Source organism: Aureimonas sp. AU40 (assembly GCF_001463785.1).
Taxonomy (GTDB): Bacteria; Pseudomonadota; Alphaproteobacteria; order Rhizobiales; family Rhizobiaceae; genus Aureimonas.
The window spans coordinates 135,841-155,535 of the sequence record NZ_BBWL01000054.1; the positions used below are offsets into that span (position 1 = coordinate 135,841).

Sequence of the window (19,695 nt, forward strand, 5' to 3'; positions counted from 1 at the left end):
GCGCGTCCACGAAGTCAGCAGCGGGCGGGCAGGTCTTCTGGAAGGCGTTCAGACGACACGCTCATGAAGCGCTGCCCTCCAAAAACTTGCGGCGTTTCGAAAGATTGAAAATACGCCGAGAACCGGCCAACACACCCCACAATGCTTGCGGCGACGCGGCTCTCCTCCTCCGCTGGCAATCCCCGCCTATTCCGCCGCCGCGCCATGGTGCGTGCCATCGGCCTCGGCGCGATGGATGAAGCCCATGATCGCCTCGCTCATGTGCTCGTAGACGCCGTCGTTGCGGATTTCGCCGCGCAGCCGGTAGCCGTCCATGACGAGGATGCGGTCGGCAAGCGAGATCATTTCCGGCATGTCGCTGGTGATCACGATTACCGCCGTACCCGCATCTGCCAATTCGCGAAGAAGATCGTGGAGATAGGCCTTGGTCTTGATGTCGATTCCCACGGACGGCTCGTCCACGATCAGGATCTTCACCCCCGCCGCCAACCACTTGGCGACGCTGATCTTCTGCTGATTGCCGCCGGACAGGTTGCCGACCGTCTGCGACAGGCTCGGCGTCTTCACCTCCAGCTTGGAGATGAAGGGCTGGACGGCGCGGCGCACGCGCCCGTCCGTCAGGAAGCCGAAGAGCCCCGAGAGCGGCCGCCACACGGCGATGCCCGCATTGTCGAGAACGGAATGGGCGAGAACGAGGCCGTTGCCCTTGCGGTCCTCGCTGACATAGCCGATCCGGTGCCGGTGGATCGCCTCGGCGACATTGCGGATCGTCACGGCTTCGCCGGCGACTTCCACCGTCCCGGCCGTGATGGTGGACTGGCCCATGATGCAGCGGGCGAGCTCCGTGCGGCCCGCGCCGACGAGACCGTAGAGGCCGACGATCTCGCCCGCCCGCACTTCGAGGTCGATGTCGCGATGCCCCAGCGCCGTGGCGACGCCGGAAAGGCGCAGGGCCGGCGGCTGCGATGTCTCGACGGGCGCTGCGAAGCCGCGCGAGGCGCCGCTTTCGGCCCGGCCGATCATCATGCGAACGAGGTCCTGGCGGCCGAGCCCTTCCATCGAGCGGCTTTGCGATGCGTTCTCGCCGTCGCGCAGAACCGTGACGCGGTCGCAGATCTCCTGCACCTCCTCCAGCTTGTGGCTGACGAAGAGGAGGCTCGCGCCCTGATCGCGCAAGCGCTTGAGGAAGGTGAAGAGCCGGTCGGTCTCGTTGGAGGTGAGCGAGGCCGTCGGCTCGTCCAGCAGCAGGACCTTGGAGCGCAGCGACAGCGCTTTCGCGATCTCGACCATCTGCATCTGCGCGACGCTGAGGCGCGAAACCGGCGTCCGGGGGTCGATGTCGAGCCCCAGCATCTCCAGCCAGCGCGCGGCCTGCTCGTTCAGCGCGGCATAGTCCACCGGCTTCACCAGAAATCCCGCGATCTGTTCGAGATGGATGTTCTCGGCCACGGAAAAGCGCGGGATCAGGTTGCGCTCCTGATGCACGACGCCGATCCGATGCGCGATCGCCTCGCGCGGATTGCTGAACGAGACCGGCTTGCCTTCGAGGGCGAGCGTGCCCGCGTCCGGACGGTGGACGCCGGTCACGATCTTGATGAGCGTCGACTTGCCCGCGCCGTTCTCGCCGAGAAGGGCGTGGATGGAATGGCTCTCCAGCGTCAGGGAGACGCCCTTCAGCGCCTTCACGCCGGGAAAGGACTTCTCGACGCCGCGCGCTTCGAAAATGGCGGTCATCGTCATGCTCCGTTTCGGCCCGCCGCGAGACGGGCTTCGCGCAGGCGGTTGAGCCCGACCGCCGCCAGGATCATCGTGCCGAGCACGATCTGCACCAGGAAGGGATCGATGTTGAACAGCACCAGAAGCTGCGTGATGATGGCGACCACGGCGACGCCGAAGAGGGTCGCGGCGACGCTGACATGCCCGCCGGCCAGAACCGCGCCGCCGATCACCGGGGCGGCGAAGGAGAGGATCAGCCAGTCGTCGCCGATCGTCGGCTGACCGATCTGAAGCCGCGCCACGAGAAGAATGCCGGCGAGACTCGCCAGGAACCCCGACAGGGCGTGGGCGAAGACCACCGTCATGCCAACCGAGACGCCGGACAGTTCGGCCGCATGGGAATTGCCGCCGACCGCCAGGATGAAGCGGCCGATCGGCATGCGCGAGAGCATGTACCAAAGGCCGATGGCGACGAGGATCGTCGGCACCGCGAGCCAGGGCAGCGGCCCCAGAACCTGCGCCTGCCCGAAGGCCTTCACGCTGTCGGCGATGCCGTAGAAGGGTTCGGCGCGGGTGATGCCGAGATTGATGCCCTTAAAGATCGAAAGGCTGGCCAGCGTGATGACGAAGGCCGAAATGCCCGTCCAGACGATGAAGAGCCCGTTCAGCATGCCGCAGGCGACGCCCAGCGCGAGCGCTGCCACGGCGGCCACCGGAGCGGGCAGGCCGAAGCCCTGCATCAATCCGGCGAAGGTGATGGCGGCCAGGCCGCCGATGGCGCCGACCGAAAGGTTCATCTGGCCGATCGCGATGATGATCATCTGCGAGAAGGCGATCAGCGTGTTGACCGCGATCGCCAGCGCCAGAACCTCGAGATTCAGCGGCGAAAGGAACGAGGGCGACAGGATTCCGGCGACCGTCATGGCTACGACAGTGACCGAGAAGGGGCCGAACCAGTCGTTTCGCAGAAGGCGCGTCGTCAGGCTGTCGGAGGCGGCGGGCGCTCGTGTGGTGAGGCTCATGCGAGATTCCTCCGGGCCAGGAACGACCGGCGCGACTTGTCGATCAGCACCGCCAGAAGCAGGAGCAGGCCGAGAAAGGACTGGATCCAGAACTCGCCGAGTTGCAGCAGCAGGAGACCGTTGGTCAGAAGGGCGACGAGCAGCGCGCCGAGCGCCGTGCCGAGCACCGAGACCTTGCCGCCGTTCAAGAGCGTGCCGCCGAGCACGGGGCCGAGAAAGGCCGGCAGGAGCCAATCCTGGCCGAGCTGGCCTGCCATGGAAGGAATGGCCGCGCCGTTGCGCGCCACCATCATGACCGCCGCCACCGCCGCCAGAAAGCCGGACAGGACGTGGCAGAGGATAAAGATGCGGTCCACCCGGATGCCTGAAAGCTCGGCCGCCTCGGGCCGCGCGCCGGCGGCCAGCATCTCGCGGCCGAGCGCGGTGAAGCGATAGAGATAGACGAGCGCCAGCATGACCACGAGCGTGACGAGAAGCAGCGGCGAGACGACGCCGCCGATCTTGGCCCGGCCGATCGTTGTGAAGGCGGCGGGCAGCGCGCGGTAGGATTCGGCGCGCGTCAGAAAGATCATCGCGCCGAAGAAAATGCTCATCGTCGCGAGCGTGATGATGAAGCTGTGCAGGCCCGTGCGAACCACCATCCAGCCATTGACCCAGCCGAGCGCGGCGCCGACGGCGAGCCCGGCGACGACGCCGAGCGGCCAGGGCATGCCCAGCACCTCGATGGCGTAGCCAGAGGCCATGGCCGCGCAGACGCCGATGGCGCCGACCGCGAGGTTCAAGCCTCCCGTCGCGATCACCGCCATCATCGACAGGCCGATGACGATGCTGACCGCCACCGTGCGCCCCAGCGTGAAGAGGTTGAAGGGCGACAGGAATCCGCCCGCAAGCGCCGCGAAACCGGCACCGAAGAGGAGGATGAGAACGATGAGGCCGAACTCGTTGGTCAGAAGGAGACCGGCGCTGGGGGCCGCCCTTCGAGGGCTCGAGCTGGCGGGCGCTTCGTCAAGGGCCATGACGCGCTCCTGATGGGTCGGATTTCGGGCGGGTCGGCCGGCGCGCCACCGCGCGCCGGCCCGCATTGGTTAGGGGCAGGTCAGGTAGGTCGTGTCGAAGCCGGCGAGCAGCTTCTTGGTCTCGTCGCGCATCGCGTCGACATAGGTGTCCACCTTGTCGCTTCCGACGAAGATCGTGCCGGAATCGATGAACTTGGCGGTCAGCGCGTTGGACTTGAACGGCGCGTCGGCCTTCACGGTGCAGCCCTTGCGCAGCTTGTCGAGCGCGAAGGCGCCGACATAGCCCTGCCCATAGGGGTTCTGCAGCATGGTGCCGGACACGAACCCGTCCTTGATCGCCTTCAGCACCACCTCGTCATGGTCGATGCCGACCATCTTGATGCGCTTGTCGCCGATCTTGCGCAGCGCGTTGGCGGACACGACGGCAGGCACCCAGGCGGTGGTGACGATGCCGTCGATCTCGCCGGCATGGGCGGCGAGATAGGCGTTGATCTTCTCTTCGGCGGGCTCGGGCGCGTCGATGTCGGCGATGACCTGCACCACCGTCGCCCCGCCTTCCTTGGCCGCCCGCTCCACTGCGTCGATGCGCAGCTGCGTGTTGGGATCGACCAGGAAGCCGGTGAAATGGGCGATGCGCTTGCCCTGGCCGAGGACCTTCAGGAGCTCCTTGGTACCGAGATAGGCCGAATTGCCCGTGTCGGTGCCAAGGCAGAAGGCGGCTTCCGAGGGGTCCTTGAGGCAGCCGGCGCCGGTGACGACCGGCGCGCCGTTGCCCACGATCTCGGACACGGTGGAAACCGTACCGACGCTGTCGCCGGGGAAGATGAGGAAGCCGTTATAGCCCTGGCTGAGCATGCTCTCCAGAAGCTGGTTCTGCTGCGTCAGCTCCCACTTCTGGGGAACCTTGTAGTCGGCGCCGGCCAGCCCGAAGTCGCGGACCGCGTCCTTGGCTGCCTGATCCCAGGCCGCGAAATAGGGATGGGGCCCGCCGGGGACGAGGCCGACCCGCGTGTCGTCGGCGGCATGAGCTGAGCTGCCGACCGAAACGAGAAGAGCCGCCCCCATGAGGCAGCGAGTGAAATGGCGCATGGTGATCCTCCCTGACCGTCGATGCCGAGTGGACCGTCTTCCCCGTTTTGAAAGCTGCGGGGTTTCGGCCAAGCTGACTTGCGCATCGTCCATCAAGGCTAGTATACTTGTATCCAAGCCGCAACGGGAATTTCTCCAATGCCCCCACCAGCCAGCAGTCTCGGCGCGGACCAGCCCTCAAACGCCCCGGAGGAGCGCGGTCTCGGCGGGCTTATTCTCAAGCTCGACCGGCGCCTCTCGGTCGCCGACCAGGTTCACGCCGCGCTTCGCGAGGCCATTCTGGCGGTGGATCTTCCGCCCGGCGCGGCGATCAGCGAGAACTCGATCTGCCGGCAGTTCTCCGTGTCGCGCACGCCCGTTCGCGCCGCAATCCAGCGCCTGTCGGAGGAAGGGCTGGTGGACGTCTTCCCCCAGCAGGGCAGCTTCGTCTCGCGCATCAAGATCGGCGGCATCCACGACAGTCATTTCGTTCGCCGCACGCTGGAGATCGCGCTGGTCCGCGAGGCGGCCCTGCGCTGGACGCCGGAGGCCGGGCGCCGGCTCGCGGAGACCCTAGAGGCCCAGTCGACCGACATCGCGCGCGGCGACGTCGACGCCTTTCACCGGGACGACGAGCGCTTCCACCAGCTGATCGCCATTCAGGCCGGGCACGAGGGCGTCTGGCCGAGCGTCATGGCTGCCAAGATGCAGCTGACGCGCTTCATCCGCTTTTCCGGCAATTCGGAGCGCCTTCCCGTCGTGGTCGAGGAGCACAAGGCCATCATGGACGCGCTCGATCGCGCGGATGCCGATGCGGCCGAGACCGCGCTTGTCGTCCATCTCGACAAGATCTTCATCCTGTTCGAGGGCATGCCCGCCGAAGAGCGCCGGCATTTCGAGCCCTGACCCCCCCAAGACTTACGCCCCAAGACTTACGCCCCAAGAGAATTACGATCCACGAGGACGACGCGACATGGAATTCAAGGACAAGACGGCCGTGGTGACCGGCGCCTGCGGCGGCATCGGGCGCGCCGTGGTGCAGGCGCTGGCGGCCAAGGGGGCGCGGCTGGCTTTGATCGACCGGAACGAGGCGGCGCTGACGGAGCTTTGCGGCACGCTGGAAACGGACTGCGCGGGTTTCGCGATCGATCTCGCCAATGCGGAGGCCGTGCGCGCGGGCGCGGACGCCATTCTCGGCCGCTTCGGCCGGGCCGACATTCTCGTCAACAATGCCGGCATTCTCTCGCCCGACAAGCTGGCCGCGACCAAGCTCGAGGATTGGCGCGCGCTGATGGCCGTCAATCTCGACGCCGCCTTTCTGCTGACGCAGGCCTTCGTGCCCGGCATGAAGGACGGCGGCTGGGGCCGGCTCGTCAACATCTCCTCCTATGCCTGGAAGTCGGGCGGCCTCACCGCCGGCACGGCCTATGCCGTGTCCAAGGCGGCGCTGGTCGGGCTCACCTTCTCCTCGGCGCGTGAGCTGGCCGGCACGGGCATCACCGCCAACGCCATCGCGCCCGCCTATGTCGTCTCGCCGATGATCCTCGATCAGCTGAGCCCCGCCGACCTGGAGCGCCAGCGCAGCGCCATTCCGGTCGGCCGTCTCTGCGAGCCCGAGGAAGTCGCCCATGCCGTGTCGTTCCTCGCGTCTCCGCTCGCCGGCTTCATCACCGGCGAGGTGATCGACATGAACGGCGGCCTGCAGTTCGGCTGACCGCCCGCCCTTTCCACCTCTTCTCGCCAACCGGGTTCCCAGCATGTCCCAGCCTCCCCGCCTCAGCGCCGCCACGCTCGATCGCCTGCCGTCCGCCATCGCGCGGCCGGGCTACGATCGGTCCACCGCCCGCGCGGGCATCGTGCATCTGGGGGTCGGCGCCTTCCATCGGGGGCATCAGGCCGTGTTCGCGGACGATGCGCTGGCGCGGGGCGAGGCGGGCTGGGCCATCGTCGCGGCCTCGCTCCGCTCGCCCGACACGCGCGACGCGCTGGCGCCGCAGGACGGTCTCTACACGTTCGCGCTGCGCGATCGCGGGTCGATCGAGGCGCGGGTGATCGGCTCGATCCTCGCGCTCGTCGTGGCGCCCGAAGACCCCGAGGCGCTGATCGCGGCGATCGCCGATCCCGCAATCAAGCTCGTGACGCTGACCGTGACGGAAAAGGGTTACGGGATCGACCGGGCGACCGGGGGGCTGAACAGGAGCGATCCCGCCATCCAGGCCGACCTTGCCCCGGGCGCTGTGCCACGCACGGCGCTGGGCTTCCTGGCCGCGGGCATCGACCGGCGCCGCCTCGCCGGCGCGCCGCCGCTGACGGTGATCTCCTGCGACAACCTTTCCAAGAACGGCGAGATCCTGCGCACCGTGCTCGCGGAGTTCGCCTCGCTGAAGAGCGAAGCGCTCGGCCGCTATGTCATGGACGAAATCGCCTTCCCCTCCTCCATGGTGGACCGGATCGTGCCGGCCAGCACGGAAGCGGACCGGGCGACGATCGAGGCCCTGCTGGGCGTTCAGGACGCTTGGCCCATCCTGGCCGAACCCGCCTTCGACTGGATCATCGAGGATCGCTTCGCCGGCCCGCGCCCGCCTTTCGAGGCGAGCGGCGTGCGCTTCGTGGCCGATGTCGAACCCTACGAGCACATGAAGCTGCGGCTCCTGAACGGCGCGCACACCGCGATCGCCGCGATCGGCCTGCTCGCGGGCTTTGCCACGGTTCCCGAGGCCGTCGCCGACCCGTCCGTCGGCGGCTTCCTGAACCGCTACTGGGACGAGACGGAACCGACGCTGTCGATCGAGCCGGAGGTGAGCCGGGCCTATCGCGACGCGCTTCTGCCGCGCTTTTCCAATCCCGACCTGCCCCATCGCACGTCGCAGATCGCCAACGACGCCTCGCTCAAGGTGCCCCAGCGCCTGCTCGCCCCGCTGCGCGAGCGGCTGGAGCGCGGCGAGAGCGTCGACGCCCTCGTCTTCGCCGTCGCGGCCTGGCTGCGCTCCTGCGCGGGCGTCAGCGACGCGGGCGTGCCGTTCGAGATCAAGGACCCCGCGCTCAGCGCATGGGCGGGCCGGCCATCGGCGGCACTGAGCCCTTCCGCCGAGACCGAGGCGTTTCTCGGCTTCGAGCCTGTCTTCGGACGGGACCTGCCGCAGCATCCGCGCTTCGTCTCGGAGCTGAACCAAGCCGTCGCCGAGATCGCGGATCAGGGCGTGCTCGCAGCGATGAAACGCCGCTTCGGCTGAGGGAAAAGGTCGAGGCATTCGAGGCGAAGGGGGCGGCGCCCGCTCCCTTCGCCCATTCCAATTGCAATCGCCGCGCCGGTCAGGCTGCGGTCAGGCCGTAGGTCCGCGCAGTGTTGTCGCGATAGAAGCGGCGCAGGTCCTCTTCCGGCACGCCGGCGAAGGCGTCATCGAGAAGCGCGACCCAGGCCTCGTAGTTCGCCGCGAGATTGACGACCGGCCAGTCGCTGCCGAAGAGACAGCGCTCGAAGCCGAAGCATTCGACCGTGTGGTCGATGAAGGGCCGAACGTCGTCGGGCCGCCACTCGGCATGGTCGGCTTCGGTCACCACGCCGCTGATCTTCACCACGACGTTGGGCAGTTCGGCCATCGCCCGCATCGTGCTCGCCCATGGCTCCATCGTGCCCTCGACGATCGGGGGCTTGGCGATGTGATCCAGCACGAATGAGACGTCGGGGCAGCGGCGCACGAGTTCGACGGCCTGGGCGAACTGCCAGTGCCGAATGCAGATGTCGAAGCTCATCCCGGCTCGGCCGACCTCGCGCACGCCCTCCACGAAGTTCGCCGACAAGCAATAATCGGGGTCGGCATGGTCTTGGATCAGGCGTCGCACGCCGCGCACCAGCCCGACCTCACGGAGGCGCCCGAGATGCTCGGCGACGCCCGCTCCCAGCTCCACCGGCGCGCTGGCGACGATGCCGATGATGCGGGGGTCTTCGGCGGCGAGTTCGGCCACGAAATGAGCTTCGTCCTCCTCCCGGCCGGGCGCCGCGTCCACTTCCATGAAGACGAAGCCGTCCACCTCGACCTTGCCGCGCGCGCGATCGAAATCTCCGGGCAGGAAGGCGCCGGCAATGGCGGGAGCGGACGCGAGCCAGGGATAGTCGATCCGGGCGGGATCGTAGAGATGCACATGCGCGTCGATGATCGGAAAGTTCGGCAAGACGCTCAACCTCGATTCGGGTGGGATGAGCCAATGAACCGGCTTCCCTATCGCGAGGCAAGTGACCTCTCGGCACGCGCCTTGTCCAACACGGGACGAAAGAAATCGCGCCGAGACGCACCGCGCGCGAACGAAAACGCCCTTGCCGGGGGAGGACCGGCAAGGGCGCGGAGGCAAACCGAGGGTGGGAGGAACCGCCCGGTTCGAGCGCTTCAGATGGGGGAGGACCAGCCGAAGCGAAAGGGGGAAAGGGTCAGCGGACCGACTGGCGGGCGACGGCCGGGATATCGGCGCGCGAGAGGCCGAGATCGTTGAGTTCGCGGGCGGTCATGCTGTTCAGTTCGCGAGCCGCGCGGCGGAACTGGCGGCGATCTTCGAAGTAGCGAGCGAGGGACATCGTGTCTTCCTTGTCTGTCCGGCCTCTCGTCGGTGGTGGCCGGTGGTTTCCTGTTCTCTCAATACGGGAACCCTACGCCTCGCCCCCGATCATGAGGAGCGCAAAGGTCGAAGGGGAGCCCTGCGCCTTGTCGCTATCTCCCGCTCGCACGCCCCGTATGCGACTGGCGCATGGGGACGGAGCCGACCTCGCGGCCCGTTTGCCCGCGATCGGGACAGGATGGCGCGGGATGCCGGAACGTCTGTCCGGGTGGAACCTTCCTTTCCCAGATGTCCTGAAAGGAAACGCCATGTCGAAGATCACCACGCCCCTCGCCTCGCCCGACCGCCCCGTGACGGCGCCCGATGCGAAAGCCTCAGAAGCGGTTCGGTCCGGCGAGCAGGCCCAGACGGAAGGCCGCGAACTGACCGAGACCGAAAAGGTCGCCATCGAGGAAAACAAGCTCGCGAGCGGCGGCGTCGCGCCCGAATACAAGGACGCGGAAGCCGAAGGCGGGGCCGGCACATCCGCCACCTGGGCCGGGTCCTGACACGATCGAGCCCCGCTCGGGCGGCGGGGCTCGATCACCAAGTCATAAGGGGCAAAGTCCAACGGCTGTCAGGGACGGTCGCCGAGATAGGAGGCGATGGCGCTCTGGATCGTCGGCTCCCGCAGCGGTGGCGAGGACTCCCGGCGCCAACTGTCGATGATGTTGAGCATGGCGGCGGCATCCCGCGCTTCCTCGATCGGCATGGCGACGAGGATGCGGTCTCTGACGGTCGCCGGAAGCTCGGTTTCGAGATCCAGGACATTCCAGGTCCCGGCCTCGTCTCTCTGGATCGTGTAACGGTCGGCTGGCGGGGAAAAGCTCATGTCAGAACAGAACAACGCCGGCGCTCACGCCCTCTTCTCGCAGCACGTCGGCGACGAGATCGAGGGTAAGCGGAGCTGGCATCCCGTCCTCCAACAAGGATCGAGCCGTATCCTCGATCCGCAACGGCGCGCCTTCGTTCGAGGCGTCGGAAATCGCGTCCGCGATGCCCACGGCTATGTCGAGATGTGTAACCATTCGGTGCCCCCAGAAGGCGCTAGGCTTCCGCGACGGTAAGCCGCGCCTTTCGACCTTATCGTCAGTGACGGCAAACGCTGGGGTTATGTTCCCATACTTTTTAATTGATTTGTTAGGGAACTCAGGTCTTACGCCGACACCGGGCGGGCCGCCCCCGGGCCGCAGATCAGGCCGCGAAGGAAACCGGGAGGCAGAGGCTTTCACCCCCATGCGGAGATGGGAAAAGCCGGGCACGCACCAGGCGACGGCCCGCCGGCAGGCCGCCGGGATGACCCAGTTGCCCCCAGCCTGCTCGTCGCGGCTGCCGTTGACCGAGGGCAGGAAGACGCCCGGCAGGAGCAGCCGTGCTCGGGGTGCTGCCAGCGGATCAACGCCACGGCGCCCACCGGCGCGCGGTCCTTCAGGCGCGCCTGCGGGTGATATTGCGGAAAAGCTCAATCTTCCGTCCCGCGAACGCCCCGCCAGCACGCGATAGAGTCACGCACCACTTGTTCACGAGCCGAGTTTCGCTGCCGGTCGCGGGCAAAAGCTGGAGCTACTTTTCGACCCTCAGATTCTGACGCACGAGGTCGTTGGCGAGGCTGGAGAGCTTCTCGCTGGCCTGCTTGGAGTCGGTGGCGAGATAGTGCAGGCCGGGCGAGGCGCAGGCGTCGAGCTGCGGCGTGATCGAGGTGTAGAACGGCGCGACGCGGCTGAGGAAATAGCCCTGATAGTCGAGGTCGTAGATGTATTTGATCTCTAGGACGGCGACCTTGAAGCCCTTGTCCTTCAGCGCCGTGCAATAGCCCTGGTTGATCGTTCCGAACGTCCAGGACGGCTCGTCCTTGACGCCGTCGGTGATGATCACCGCCACCTTCTCGGGCTTGGTCTGGGCCGAGCCGTCGGCTTGGTCGCCCATCATGTCGCTCAAGCCTTGAAGCGCCAGCGTGTAGGTCGTGTGTCCGTTGGCGACCGTGAAGTTGCGGATGGACTTCTTGAGCTCCACCGCGTTCGTGCTGGCGGTCAGGCCTTTTTCGAAGGCCGAACTGAAGCCGGCGGTCGAGATGCGGATGGTCAGGTTGTCGCTCTTGGCGTTCACGGCCAGAAGATTGTCCACCGTCGTGTCGAACGCGTCCTGAAGCACGTCGATGCGCAGCTTGGCCTTGTTGGCGCCGGCCTCCTGATTCATCTGGTAGACCGATTTGGGGCTCCAATAGGGCTCCACCTCGTGGCAGGCGAAGGCGCAGGGGCGATTGTTCGCGGCCTTGGTGGTGGCCTGCAGCTTGGCCCGCTCCGTCGCGTCCGCCGCGATGTTCATGGATTCCGAGACATCCAGCAGGAAGTAGAAGTCCATATAGCCGTTGCGCTTGATCGTGGACTGTGACTGGCGCGAGTAGGTCAGCGCGTCGGTGTGAGCCAGCGAGAGAAACGCTGTCTTGTAGCTTCCAGAGATGGTGACGGAGACGAGCCCGTTCGCCGTGTCGATCGCACTGGCGATGGTGGCGGACTTCAGATCGTCGGGCAGATTGGCGGTCGCCACCGAATTGATCATCGCGGTGGCGTCGCTGGCGGTGCCGGTTTCCATGCGCTTGGCGCCGGCCAAGGCCGCCGCGTCCGCCGCCGCCTGCGCCGCGCTTGCATCGCGCGAGAGCATGCTGACATCCACCGCGCCGCCGATGGCGATGGCGAGCATGATCAGGACGCCCGCCGCCATGACAGCGAAGTTCCCCCGACGGTCGAACAGGAAACGCTTGAGCATCGGGTCTACCGTTGATGCCGATAATCGGGGAAAACTGGGTCGTGGCATTCTCTCCGGGACTATGGGTCGCGGACGTTCGAATCCCGTTAATGGACCCACTATCTTTGGTTATGTCTTCCGATCATCATCGGGCTGGTTCCGAGGTCCCTAACGATAGGGTTCGATAAGGGTCGTTCCGTGCCTCTCACCCCAATCGGAGAGTTCGTCCAAGCCCAATCAGGCTCAAGTGCGGAGCGATCTTGAACCGAAGTTCTGACTTGTTTCGGCCCTGTTAGGGCGGGACTGCGGCCGGTTGAACGCTTCCGGCACTACGGCGAGGAACTCGCCAGTCCCGCCTCTACAACTGTTCCTTCCCCGGTGCGAATGCGGCATCGGACGGTGCTTTTCCTCCACCGTCCGCCAAGTGACGTAGCGCAAGCAGCATAATAACTTTCGGTTTCATATTCAGCCGTCTACCATGACTTGCGCATGTAAAATACCGAGGCCCGTCCCTGTCCCCTCAGCCGGCGATCGGCAAGCCCGAAACGACCGGCTGCTCGGCCCGCCGCTCGTCGTCTTCAGCCCGGCAGCATCCCGCTCGTCAAAACCCGTCGCCGCTCCTCGCCAGGGCTTCGATCACCTCCCACGTCCGAAACACCCGGCAGAACTCGCCGTCGAGATTGGCGAGGCTCATGGCGTGGATGTCCTCGGCCGCATGGAGGCGACCATCCGGGCCCGCTCGGTCGAAGGTCCAGGTGGCGTCCGCGACGAGGATCGCGTCGTAGCCGAGATTGCCCGCCATGCGCGTCGTGGTCTCCACGCAATGGTTGGTGGTGGCGCCGACGATCACCAGTGTCGACAGCCCCATGCCTTTCAGCCGCGTGTCGAGATCGGTTCCGATGAAGGCGCTGTTGACGTGTTTCACCAGCACGGGCTCGCCGGGATGTTCGCGCGCGTCCTCGCGCACCGCGTATCCCGTCGCTTGTGGATGGAAGCGGGAGCCAGGGTCGGTGTTGGCGTGCCGGATATGGATGACCGGCGCCGGGCCGGCGCGGAAGGCGGCGAGAAGATCCGCGATGCGCGCCGGCGCCTCGGGATTGTTCCGCTTCGCACCGGCCCGCTCCATCTCGTCGAAGGCCTGCTGCACGTCGATGACGATCAAAGCCGTGTTCTCGAGGATCAGACGCATCGTCTCCCTTTCCTAAATCCAAGCTGCCACCCGTTAGACGGACAGCCTCTCAAGCCCGGAGAAGCGTTTCCCGCTCCCGCCTCGACCCGGCCATTCGGGCCTTCGCGGCCGCGACGACCGCCGCCGGAGCGGTGTCCGGGCGCCCAGCGTCGAAGGGCGGGGCCGGGGCGTATTCCAGCGAGAGCTGGATCGTCTCCGCCTCCTCGCGGCCCAGGAGTTCGGCCACCACCGCCAGACCGAAGTCGATGCCGGATGTGACGCCGCCCGCGGTGATGAGCGAGCCGTCCTGCACGACGCGTTCCTCGACCGGGATCGCGCCGAACCGGGGCAGGAAGTCCAGCGCGTTCCAATGCGTCGTCGCGCGCCGTCCCTCCAGAAGCCCGGCCTGCCCCAGAACCAGCGACCCCGTGCAGACGGAGGTGAGGAAGCGGGCGCGCGACGCCTTGTCCCGCAGAAAGGCCAGGACCTCCTCGTCGCGCAGGAGCGCGTTGACCCCGCTGCCGCCGGGCACACAGAGCACGTCGAAATCGGGCGCGTCGGACATCAGCGTGTCCGGCTGCAGCACGAGCCCGGTCGCCGAGCGGATCGGCTGGAGGTCCTTCCAGACGAGATGGACGCTCGCCCCCGTCGCCGAGGCGAAGACCTCGTAAGGTCCGGTCAGGTCGAGCTGCTGAACGCCGGGAAAGCAGAGGATGCCGAATCGAAGGCTCATGGGTCGCTCCTGTCTTGACGCGGCGAACCTATCGCGCGACGACTTGGCCATTGCGCCAATCATCGCTCGGATCACGCCAATCGCCCCCGCCCCTCCCCACCGCGTCGAGATTCTCGGCTTTGCCGGTGCCCAGATCCTGGACATCACGGGGCCGGCGCAGGTCTTCGCCACGGCCAACGACCTGACGCCGAGCGGAGCCGAGAAGCCGTACGAGATCGCCTTGGTGGCGCTGGGACCAGAGATTGCGACGAGTTCCGGTCTCGTCCTTCAGGCGGAGCGGGCGGAAAGCTGCGAGCGCGACCCCGGCACGCTGATCGTCTCGGGCGGATACGGCGTGGACGCCGCGCGCGAGGACGAGGCCCTGATCGGCTGGATCAAGCGGCGCGCGCCCCGCGCCGGGCGCACGGCCTCGGTGTGCAGCGGCGCGCTTCTTCTGGCCGAGGCCGGGCTGCTGGACGGGCGACGGGCCGTGACCCACTGGCAGCGCTGCGCCGAGTTCGCCTCCCACTATCCCGCCGTGCGGCTCGAACCCGATCCCATCTTCGTTCGCGACGGATCGATCTGGACCTCGGCCGGCGTCACGGCGGGGATCGATCTCGCACTCGCCATGGTGGAGGCGGACCGGGGCCGCGCGCTGGCCCTCGCCGTGGCGCGCCAGCTCGTCGTCTTCCTGAAGCGCCCGGGCGGCCAGTCGCAGTTCAGCGCGCCGCTGGCGCTCCAGGCGAGCGATGCGCGCTTCGAGACGCTGCATGGCTGGATCGCCGCCCATATCGACCGCGACCTGTCGCTCTCGGCATTGGCCGACCAGGCCGGCATGAGCCTTCGCACCTTCTGCCGCCGCTACCGCGAGGGAACCGGCCGCACGCCCGCCGAAGGGGTCGAGATGATCCGCGTCGAGAGCGCGCGGCGGCATCTGGAAGAAGGCGCCAGCGTGTCGCGCGCGGCAACGCGCTGCGGCTTCGGCTCCACCGAGACGATGCGACGGGCCTTCCTGCGCCAGATGGGCGTCGGCCCCAACAGCTACCGCGCCCGCTTCCACGGCTGACGGGCTCGGGCGAGCCGGAGGCTGTCCCAGGGTTCTCCCGCTTTCAGGCGACCGGCTGTCGCGTCTCCCCGGGCGGGGTCGCGGCCAAGTCGCCCCCGGCGCGTCGATAGGCGCTGGGCGTCGTCGCGGTGACGCGCAGGAATTCGCGGTTGAAATTCGACTTCGTGCCGAAGCCGGAATCGAACATGATCTTCGTGACCGGCTCCCCGGTTTCCCGAAGAAGGCGGCACGCCCGTTTGACGCGGTGCGTGTTCACATATTGCGAAACGCTCATCGCCTGCGTCCGGTTGATGGCGTTCGACACGTCCCGCGCCGGCAGGCCCAGCTTGCGGGCGATCTTCTCCAGATTCAGATCGACATCGCGATAAAGCTCCTTGTCCCGCATCAGCGCCTCGATCGCATTGGCGATCTCTAGGTCCGCCTTGGTCGGTAAGCTGGCGACCATGCGGTCCGGGGCGGGCTCGGTGGCGTCCGCCTCGACCTCCACCGAGCTGGAACTGGCGACCGACGCCGCCGCTCCCAGAACCAAGAGCGTCGCGACGTTTCCGACCGCGACCATCGCGCCGGAATGCGTGCCGCCGCTGACCGCGAAATCCAGGCTGACGAGAATGTCCGTCGCGGCAGAGGCCAGGAGCGCGACGCCGGTGATCTGCAGGGCGCGGTAGGACCGCAGGACGCCGTCGAGGCGCGACGCCACGAGGCCGTCGGGGCCAAGCCGCGCCCGCCAGAGAAGCGCGGCGCCGTAGCCCGCGAAGGTCGCGGCGATGACCGCCCCGACCGGATCGGGCCAAAGCAGCATGAGGGCCACCACGAGCGCGACCGGCAGAAGATGCGGCACGATCGCCGCGAGCCTCAGGGGCGGATCGTCCCGCGCCAGACTGTCGAAGCTCAGCCAGGCGAGCGGCGCGATCAGTGCGGCCAGCGGCGACATGACCGGCAGAACGGCGCGCAGATCATAGCCCCACCGCAAGCCGACAAGGACGGATTGCAGGGCATAGGCCGCGATCAGGGCCGTGAAGAGAGGGTTCGCGCGAAACCCGTCCCCGTCCCGCCGAAGGGCCTGGAACAGGATGGTGACGAGCAGCAGCGACACGAGGAAGGGAAGCGGAACGAGAATCATGGAAAGGGGTCGAACGGTTGGGGTCGGGCGGGTTGGGCTCGCCATCCTTGCCCTCGATCGCGATCCGGATCGACCTCGATCGCAATCGAGGTCGCCGGCTATCCGCGTTTTTGGCGAGGTCCGCCCGTCTCAACCCCTCGACGGAGCCGCCCGATGAACGCCCGACCGCTCGCCCTGCTTCTGCTCGCCATCCTCCTGTACGCCCTCCCCTCGCCCGCCTTGGCGGAGGACGGGACACAACCCGGCCAGACTCTCGACATTCCCGGCGTGACCGCCATTCGCGTCATCGGCGAAGCCGCATCGATCCACGTGACCACAGGCGAAAGCGATGCGCCGCGCGCGACGCTGGGCGGTCGGCGCACGGGATGGTTCTCGAACTGGTATTCGAGCTGGTTCTTCAACGACTGCCGAACGCAAAGCCGCATGCGGATCGAGGACGCGGTGCTGACCGTCGAGGCAGGCCCATCTTCCTGGCTGGAGCCGTCGGACTGCGAGGTCACGCTCGACGTGACGACCCGCAAAGGGGTCTCGGTCGACATCCGCCAGGCCGCCTCGCAGGTCAGGCTGGCCGGGGAATTCTCGACCGTCTCGCTCGAAACCAAGGCGGCGGATTTCGCCCTGGAAGGACATGCGAAGTCGGTCCAGCTGACCTCCGACGCGCTTCGCTCCCGCCTCAGCTTCGACCGAACCGAAGAGAACGAGACGATCGCCATCGCGGCCCGCGCGCTCGACACCGCGCTCGGCTTCAGCGCCGGCACGCGCATCAGTTACGACGTGCAGGCCGCGGCGGCCCTGGTGGACAGCGCGCTTCCCAACACCGCCGGCGCCAAGCCTTCGGTCGCGATCAAGGCGGATTACGTTCGAGCCGTCATTCGCTAGAGGCGAAGCGGCATCTTCGCCGCCAATGAAAACGGGGCGAAGCCGGGGCTGCCGGCCTCGCCGCGTACAAGTTTCTCAGGCGGGCAGCGCCATCTCGACCTCGCGGCCGCGCTTCAGCTCGCGCATCCACTGGCCGTATTCCGGCTTGTGCTTCAGCTGGTGGCCGTAGTGGCGGCGAAGGGCCTCGACCAGCCGTCCGCCCCGGCCGAGCTTCTCGTCGGCATAGGCGATCATCACCGAGTTCGGCCAGGCCTTGCTGCGGATCTGGCGAAGGCGCTCGAACAGCTCCTCCTCGCCGGCGGTCGGGTCGCCCTGCGCCATCAGCGTCACCATGGCCGCCGTGGAGCGCGAGATTCCCATGTGGCAATGGACGAGAAGATGCCCGGCCGTGCCTTCCACCGCGCCCTTGTCGAGCTGGTCGCCGAAGGCGAGAATGGCGCCGACATGCTCTTTGGCCGGCATGATCTGCCCCGGCAGCGGGTCGATAATGTCGTGGAACCGAAGCGTCGTGCGCAGATGCTTGGAAAAGGCCTCGAAATGGTGGATGTCGGGATGGCCGGGGTCGATGATCGACAGGACATGCGTCACCCCCGTCTCGCTATGGGCGGGCAATTCCTCGATACCGCAGATCGTGCGCGACGAGATCGCTAGGGTCTTCATGAAGGTCCTCCCGGCTGGCAAAGTCGCCCCCTGCTTACGCTTCCCGCAGCGGGCTCACAATGACCGCGCGGCGGCAAATCGACCGCCCCTTCGCCGGCCCCGGCCGCGAGCCGGGCAGGCGCCCGCCGGGGCTTGAAGGCCGGGCGGGCGCGAAGCGCGGTCAGACCCGGGCGCCGCGATCGACATCCATCAGCAGCTTCTCGGTCCGAGCGTCTTCCAGCCGGTTGATGAAGCGCGAGGATTCCTCGATGTCGCGCAGCGTCTTGGTGACCGTGATCGAGGTGTGGACCAGCATGATGGAGGCCATGGCGTAGAAGCCCTTGGCGGCGAAGCTCGCCTCCAGCGACCAGATGCCCGCCGCCATCATGCCGGCGGCGATAAGGAAGCTCGCGATGCTGAAGGTCTTCCAGGCGGAGGTGTGCTTGGGGGTCTGAAGCTCGTTCATGGGTTTTCTCCGGTTGGGTTCGGGTTGTTCGAAAGAAGAGTGGGATCAGATTGGAAAGGGATCAGGACGCGCGGGCGGCGCGGCGCTCAGCGAGGCGGCGCAGCACGGCATCCGCTCCGCCCGCCGGGGGCTCTCCGCAGCCGGCTTCGGCCAGCTTGGCGAGGATCGTGGCGGGGTCGTTCGCCTGGCCCATCGTGTCGAGAAGATCCTCGGCCGCCTCGCCTTCGCGCTGACGGCCGCGCAGCCGATCCAGCGTGTGCTCGGCTTCGCTCAGCGTGGCTCTGAGGTCGCCGGGGGCGGTGGAGCGAAGACGCTGCACGCTTTCGCCCGCTTCCAGAAGGCGCAGTTCGAGGCGAAGCTGGCGCAGGCGCTGCTCGGCCTGCACGGCGAAGCGCTGCAGCTTGTCGACCTCGCCCTGCAGGCGGGCCAGCGCGCCTTGCGAGCGGTCCCGCTCCTCCTCCAGGCCGGCGATGGCGCTGGCCGCCTCGCGGGCGAGATCGCCCTTGTCCTGGTCGAGCGCCGCGATCGTGCGGGTTTCCAGATCCGCGATGCGGGCGCCGAGTTCGGCCAGACGCTGCTCTTCCTCCCGGTTGCGGATCGTCGCCACGGCGATGTCGCGTCGCGCCACCTGAAGCGACCCGGCGCAGTCGCGGATCTGCTGGCGAAGGATCGTCAGCGCGTGACGATCGGTGATCGCCTCCGCTCGCTCGAAGGCGCGACCCCGGGTCAGCGCCGAAAACTGTTTCCACATGCCCTCGACCTCTCTATGAACGTTGTTCATAACCGAACGTCGCATAGCTCTGAACGTTGTTCAAGCCGAAAAATGAACGTCGTTCAAAATTTTTTGGAGGGATTATGGCGACGAGAGACAACAAGCGGCAGGACCTGCGCGCGCGCATCATCGAGGCCGCAGAGGCGCGCATCGCGGCGGACGGCGTGCAGACGCTGCGAGCGCGCGATGTGATGAGCGATGTGGGCGCGGCGCTGGGTGGCCTCTACAACGCCTTCGAGGATCTCGACGACCTCGTCCTGCGCGTCAATTCGCAAACTTTGGCGCGGTTGAAGGTGGTGTTGCAGGCGGCGATCGCCGGCAACGGCGATCCGCGCGCGGCGCTGAAGGTTCTGGCGCTCGCCTATCTCGGCTTCGCGCAGGACAATCCCCGGCTCTGGTCGGCGCTGTTCGAGCATCGCTATGCGCCGGGCAAGTCGATCCCCGACTGGCACCTCGCGGAGCAGACCGAACTGCTCGCCTACATCTCGGCCGCGCTCCGGCCGCTCCAGCCGAGCCTGACGGACGCCGCACTCACCTTGAGGGCGCGAACCTTCTTCGGCGCCATCCACGGCATCGTCGCCTCCTCGCTGGCCGGGCGCTTCGTCGGCGTGTCCGGCGGCGACCTCGCCCGGGAGATCGCGGAATTCCTGGATCTTCTCGTGTCGGGCATGACGGAAAGGGAGGAGGAGCGAGGCTGACGCGGCACCCGCCGGGCA

At 67.3% G+C, this 19,695-nt stretch carries 22 protein-coding genes; 7 read left to right on the plus strand and 15 right to left on the minus strand.

The genetic code is table 11. The features are described 5' to 3' along the window. Positions 1 to 186: 186 nt before the first annotated feature. The 4 genes from AUL32_RS21720 to AUL32_RS21735 form a co-directional block, all read right to left on the minus strand. Positions 187 to 1,734 (minus strand): sugar ABC transporter ATP-binding protein, encoded by a 1,548-nt coding sequence (locus AUL32_RS21720; RefSeq protein WP_156421571.1) that lies wholly within the window; start codon positions 1,732 to 1,734, stop codon positions 187 to 189. Positions 1,735 to 1,736: 2 nt separating this feature from the next. Beyond that, positions 1,737 to 2,738: an ABC transporter permease gene (locus tag AUL32_RS21725; protein WP_061978803.1), complete on the minus strand. Its 1,002-nt coding sequence runs from the start codon at positions 2,736 to 2,738 to the stop codon at positions 1,737 to 1,739. Continuing rightward, positions 2,735 to 3,754, minus strand: a complete 1,020-nt coding sequence (locus AUL32_RS21730; protein WP_062119844.1) for an ABC transporter permease — start codon at positions 3,752 to 3,754, stop codon at positions 2,735 to 2,737. The genes AUL32_RS21725 and AUL32_RS21730 overlap by 4 nt, the downstream gene beginning before the upstream one ends. A gap of 69 nt (positions 3,755 to 3,823) precedes the next feature. Then, a complete protein-coding gene (locus AUL32_RS21735; RefSeq protein WP_061978805.1) occupies positions 3,824 to 4,843 on the minus strand; it encodes a sugar ABC transporter substrate-binding protein in 1,020 nt (339 codons plus the stop codon). 138 nt (positions 4,844 to 4,981) lie between these two features. On the opposite strand from AUL32_RS21735, the gene AUL32_RS21740 reads away from it, so the two are divergent. The 3 genes from AUL32_RS21740 to AUL32_RS21750 all read left to right on the plus strand — a co-directional run bounded on the left by AUL32_RS21740 (position 4,982) and on the right by AUL32_RS21750 (position 8,055). Next, entirely contained in the window at positions 4,982 to 5,728 is a 747-nt protein-coding gene (locus AUL32_RS21740) for a GntR family transcriptional regulator (protein WP_062119846.1), read from the plus strand. Between the two features lie 67 nt (positions 5,729 to 5,795). Continuing rightward, entirely contained in the window at positions 5,796 to 6,536 is a 741-nt protein-coding gene (locus AUL32_RS21745) for an SDR family NAD(P)-dependent oxidoreductase (protein ID WP_062119849.1), read from the plus strand. Positions 6,537 to 6,579: 43 nt separating this feature from the next. Next, positions 6,580 to 8,055 (plus strand): mannitol dehydrogenase family protein, encoded by a 1,476-nt coding sequence (locus AUL32_RS21750; RefSeq protein WP_062119852.1) that lies wholly within the window; start codon positions 6,580 to 6,582, stop codon positions 8,053 to 8,055. A 79-nt stretch (positions 8,056 to 8,134) separates the two neighbouring features. On the opposite strand, the gene AUL32_RS21755 is transcribed toward AUL32_RS21750, so the two are convergent. Both AUL32_RS21755 and AUL32_RS24730 read right to left on the minus strand, forming a co-directional pair. Beyond that, positions 8,135 to 8,995, minus strand: coding sequence for an amidohydrolase family protein (locus AUL32_RS21755; RefSeq protein ID WP_062120120.1), 861 nt, complete (start codon positions 8,993 to 8,995; stop codon positions 8,135 to 8,137). A gap of 253 nt (positions 8,996 to 9,248) precedes the next feature. Next, positions 9,249 to 9,392 (minus strand): DUF1127 domain-containing protein, encoded by a 144-nt coding sequence (locus AUL32_RS24730; RefSeq protein ID WP_082659977.1) that lies wholly within the window; start codon positions 9,390 to 9,392, stop codon positions 9,249 to 9,251. Between the two features lie 289 nt (positions 9,393 to 9,681). Between AUL32_RS24730 and AUL32_RS21760 the strand changes: the two genes are divergently transcribed. Beyond that, a complete protein-coding gene (locus AUL32_RS21760; RefSeq protein ID WP_062119855.1) occupies positions 9,682 to 9,921 on the plus strand; it encodes a hypothetical protein in 240 nt (79 codons plus the stop codon). 68 nt (positions 9,922 to 9,989) lie between these two features. Here AUL32_RS21760 and AUL32_RS21765 read toward each other — a convergent pair whose 3' ends face one another. From AUL32_RS21765 to AUL32_RS21785, 5 genes are all read right to left on the minus strand, one after another. Next, entirely contained in the window at positions 9,990 to 10,244 is a 255-nt protein-coding gene (locus tag AUL32_RS21765; protein ID WP_061978811.1) for a hypothetical protein, read from the minus strand. 1 nt (position 10,245) lies between these two features. Next, positions 10,246 to 10,416 (minus strand): hypothetical protein, encoded by a 171-nt coding sequence (locus AUL32_RS21770; RefSeq protein WP_156421106.1) that lies wholly within the window; start codon positions 10,414 to 10,416, stop codon positions 10,246 to 10,248. 559 nt (positions 10,417 to 10,975) lie between these two features. Then, positions 10,976 to 12,178 (minus strand): pilus assembly protein, encoded by a 1,203-nt coding sequence (locus AUL32_RS21775; protein WP_062119858.1) that lies wholly within the window; start codon positions 12,176 to 12,178, stop codon positions 10,976 to 10,978. 580 nt (positions 12,179 to 12,758) lie between these two features. After that, positions 12,759 to 13,346, minus strand: a complete 588-nt coding sequence (locus AUL32_RS21780) for a cysteine hydrolase family protein (RefSeq protein WP_062119861.1) — start codon at positions 13,344 to 13,346, stop codon at positions 12,759 to 12,761. 49 nt (positions 13,347 to 13,395) lie between these two features. Then, a complete protein-coding gene (locus AUL32_RS21785) occupies positions 13,396 to 14,058 on the minus strand; it encodes a DJ-1/PfpI family protein (protein ID WP_062119864.1) in 663 nt (220 codons plus the stop codon). A gap of 43 nt (positions 14,059 to 14,101) precedes the next feature. Here AUL32_RS21785 and AUL32_RS21790 point away from each other — a divergent pair, with 43 nt between their 5' ends. After that, a complete protein-coding gene (locus AUL32_RS21790) occupies positions 14,102 to 15,103 on the plus strand; it encodes a GlxA family transcriptional regulator (RefSeq protein ID WP_062120123.1) in 1,002 nt (333 codons plus the stop codon). Between the two features lie 43 nt (positions 15,104 to 15,146). Here the strand turns inward: AUL32_RS21790 and AUL32_RS21795 are convergent, their stop codons facing one another. Further along, positions 15,147 to 16,223 (minus strand): helix-turn-helix domain-containing protein, encoded by a 1,077-nt coding sequence (locus tag AUL32_RS21795; protein ID WP_062119867.1) that lies wholly within the window; start codon positions 16,221 to 16,223, stop codon positions 15,147 to 15,149. A gap of 153 nt (positions 16,224 to 16,376) precedes the next feature. Here AUL32_RS21795 and AUL32_RS21800 point away from each other — a divergent pair, with 153 nt between their 5' ends. After that, positions 16,377 to 17,102 (plus strand): hypothetical protein, encoded by a 726-nt coding sequence (locus tag AUL32_RS21800; RefSeq protein ID WP_062119870.1) that lies wholly within the window; start codon positions 16,377 to 16,379, stop codon positions 17,100 to 17,102. A 75-nt stretch (positions 17,103 to 17,177) separates the two neighbouring features. On the opposite strand, the gene AUL32_RS21805 is transcribed toward AUL32_RS21800, so the two are convergent. From AUL32_RS21805 to AUL32_RS21815, 3 genes are all read right to left on the minus strand, one after another. Continuing rightward, entirely contained in the window at positions 17,178 to 17,762 is a 585-nt protein-coding gene (locus AUL32_RS21805; RefSeq protein ID WP_061978818.1) for a tyrosine phosphatase family protein, read from the minus strand. A 160-nt stretch (positions 17,763 to 17,922) separates the two neighbouring features. Then, positions 17,923 to 18,207, minus strand: coding sequence for a YiaA/YiaB family inner membrane protein (locus AUL32_RS21810; RefSeq protein ID WP_061978819.1), 285 nt, complete (start codon positions 18,205 to 18,207; stop codon positions 17,923 to 17,925). Positions 18,208 to 18,268: 61 nt separating this feature from the next. After that, entirely contained in the window at positions 18,269 to 18,958 is a 690-nt protein-coding gene (locus AUL32_RS21815; protein WP_061978820.1) for a PspA/IM30 family protein, read from the minus strand. A gap of 104 nt (positions 18,959 to 19,062) precedes the next feature. Between AUL32_RS21815 and AUL32_RS21820 the strand changes: the two genes are divergently transcribed. Next, positions 19,063 to 19,677 carry a TetR/AcrR family transcriptional regulator gene (locus AUL32_RS21820; protein ID WP_062119872.1) on the plus strand — a complete coding sequence of 205 codons (615 nt, stop codon included), beginning with the start codon at positions 19,063 to 19,065 and terminating at the stop codon, positions 19,675 to 19,677. The last annotated feature ends 18 nt before the right edge of the window (positions 19,678 to 19,695 follow it).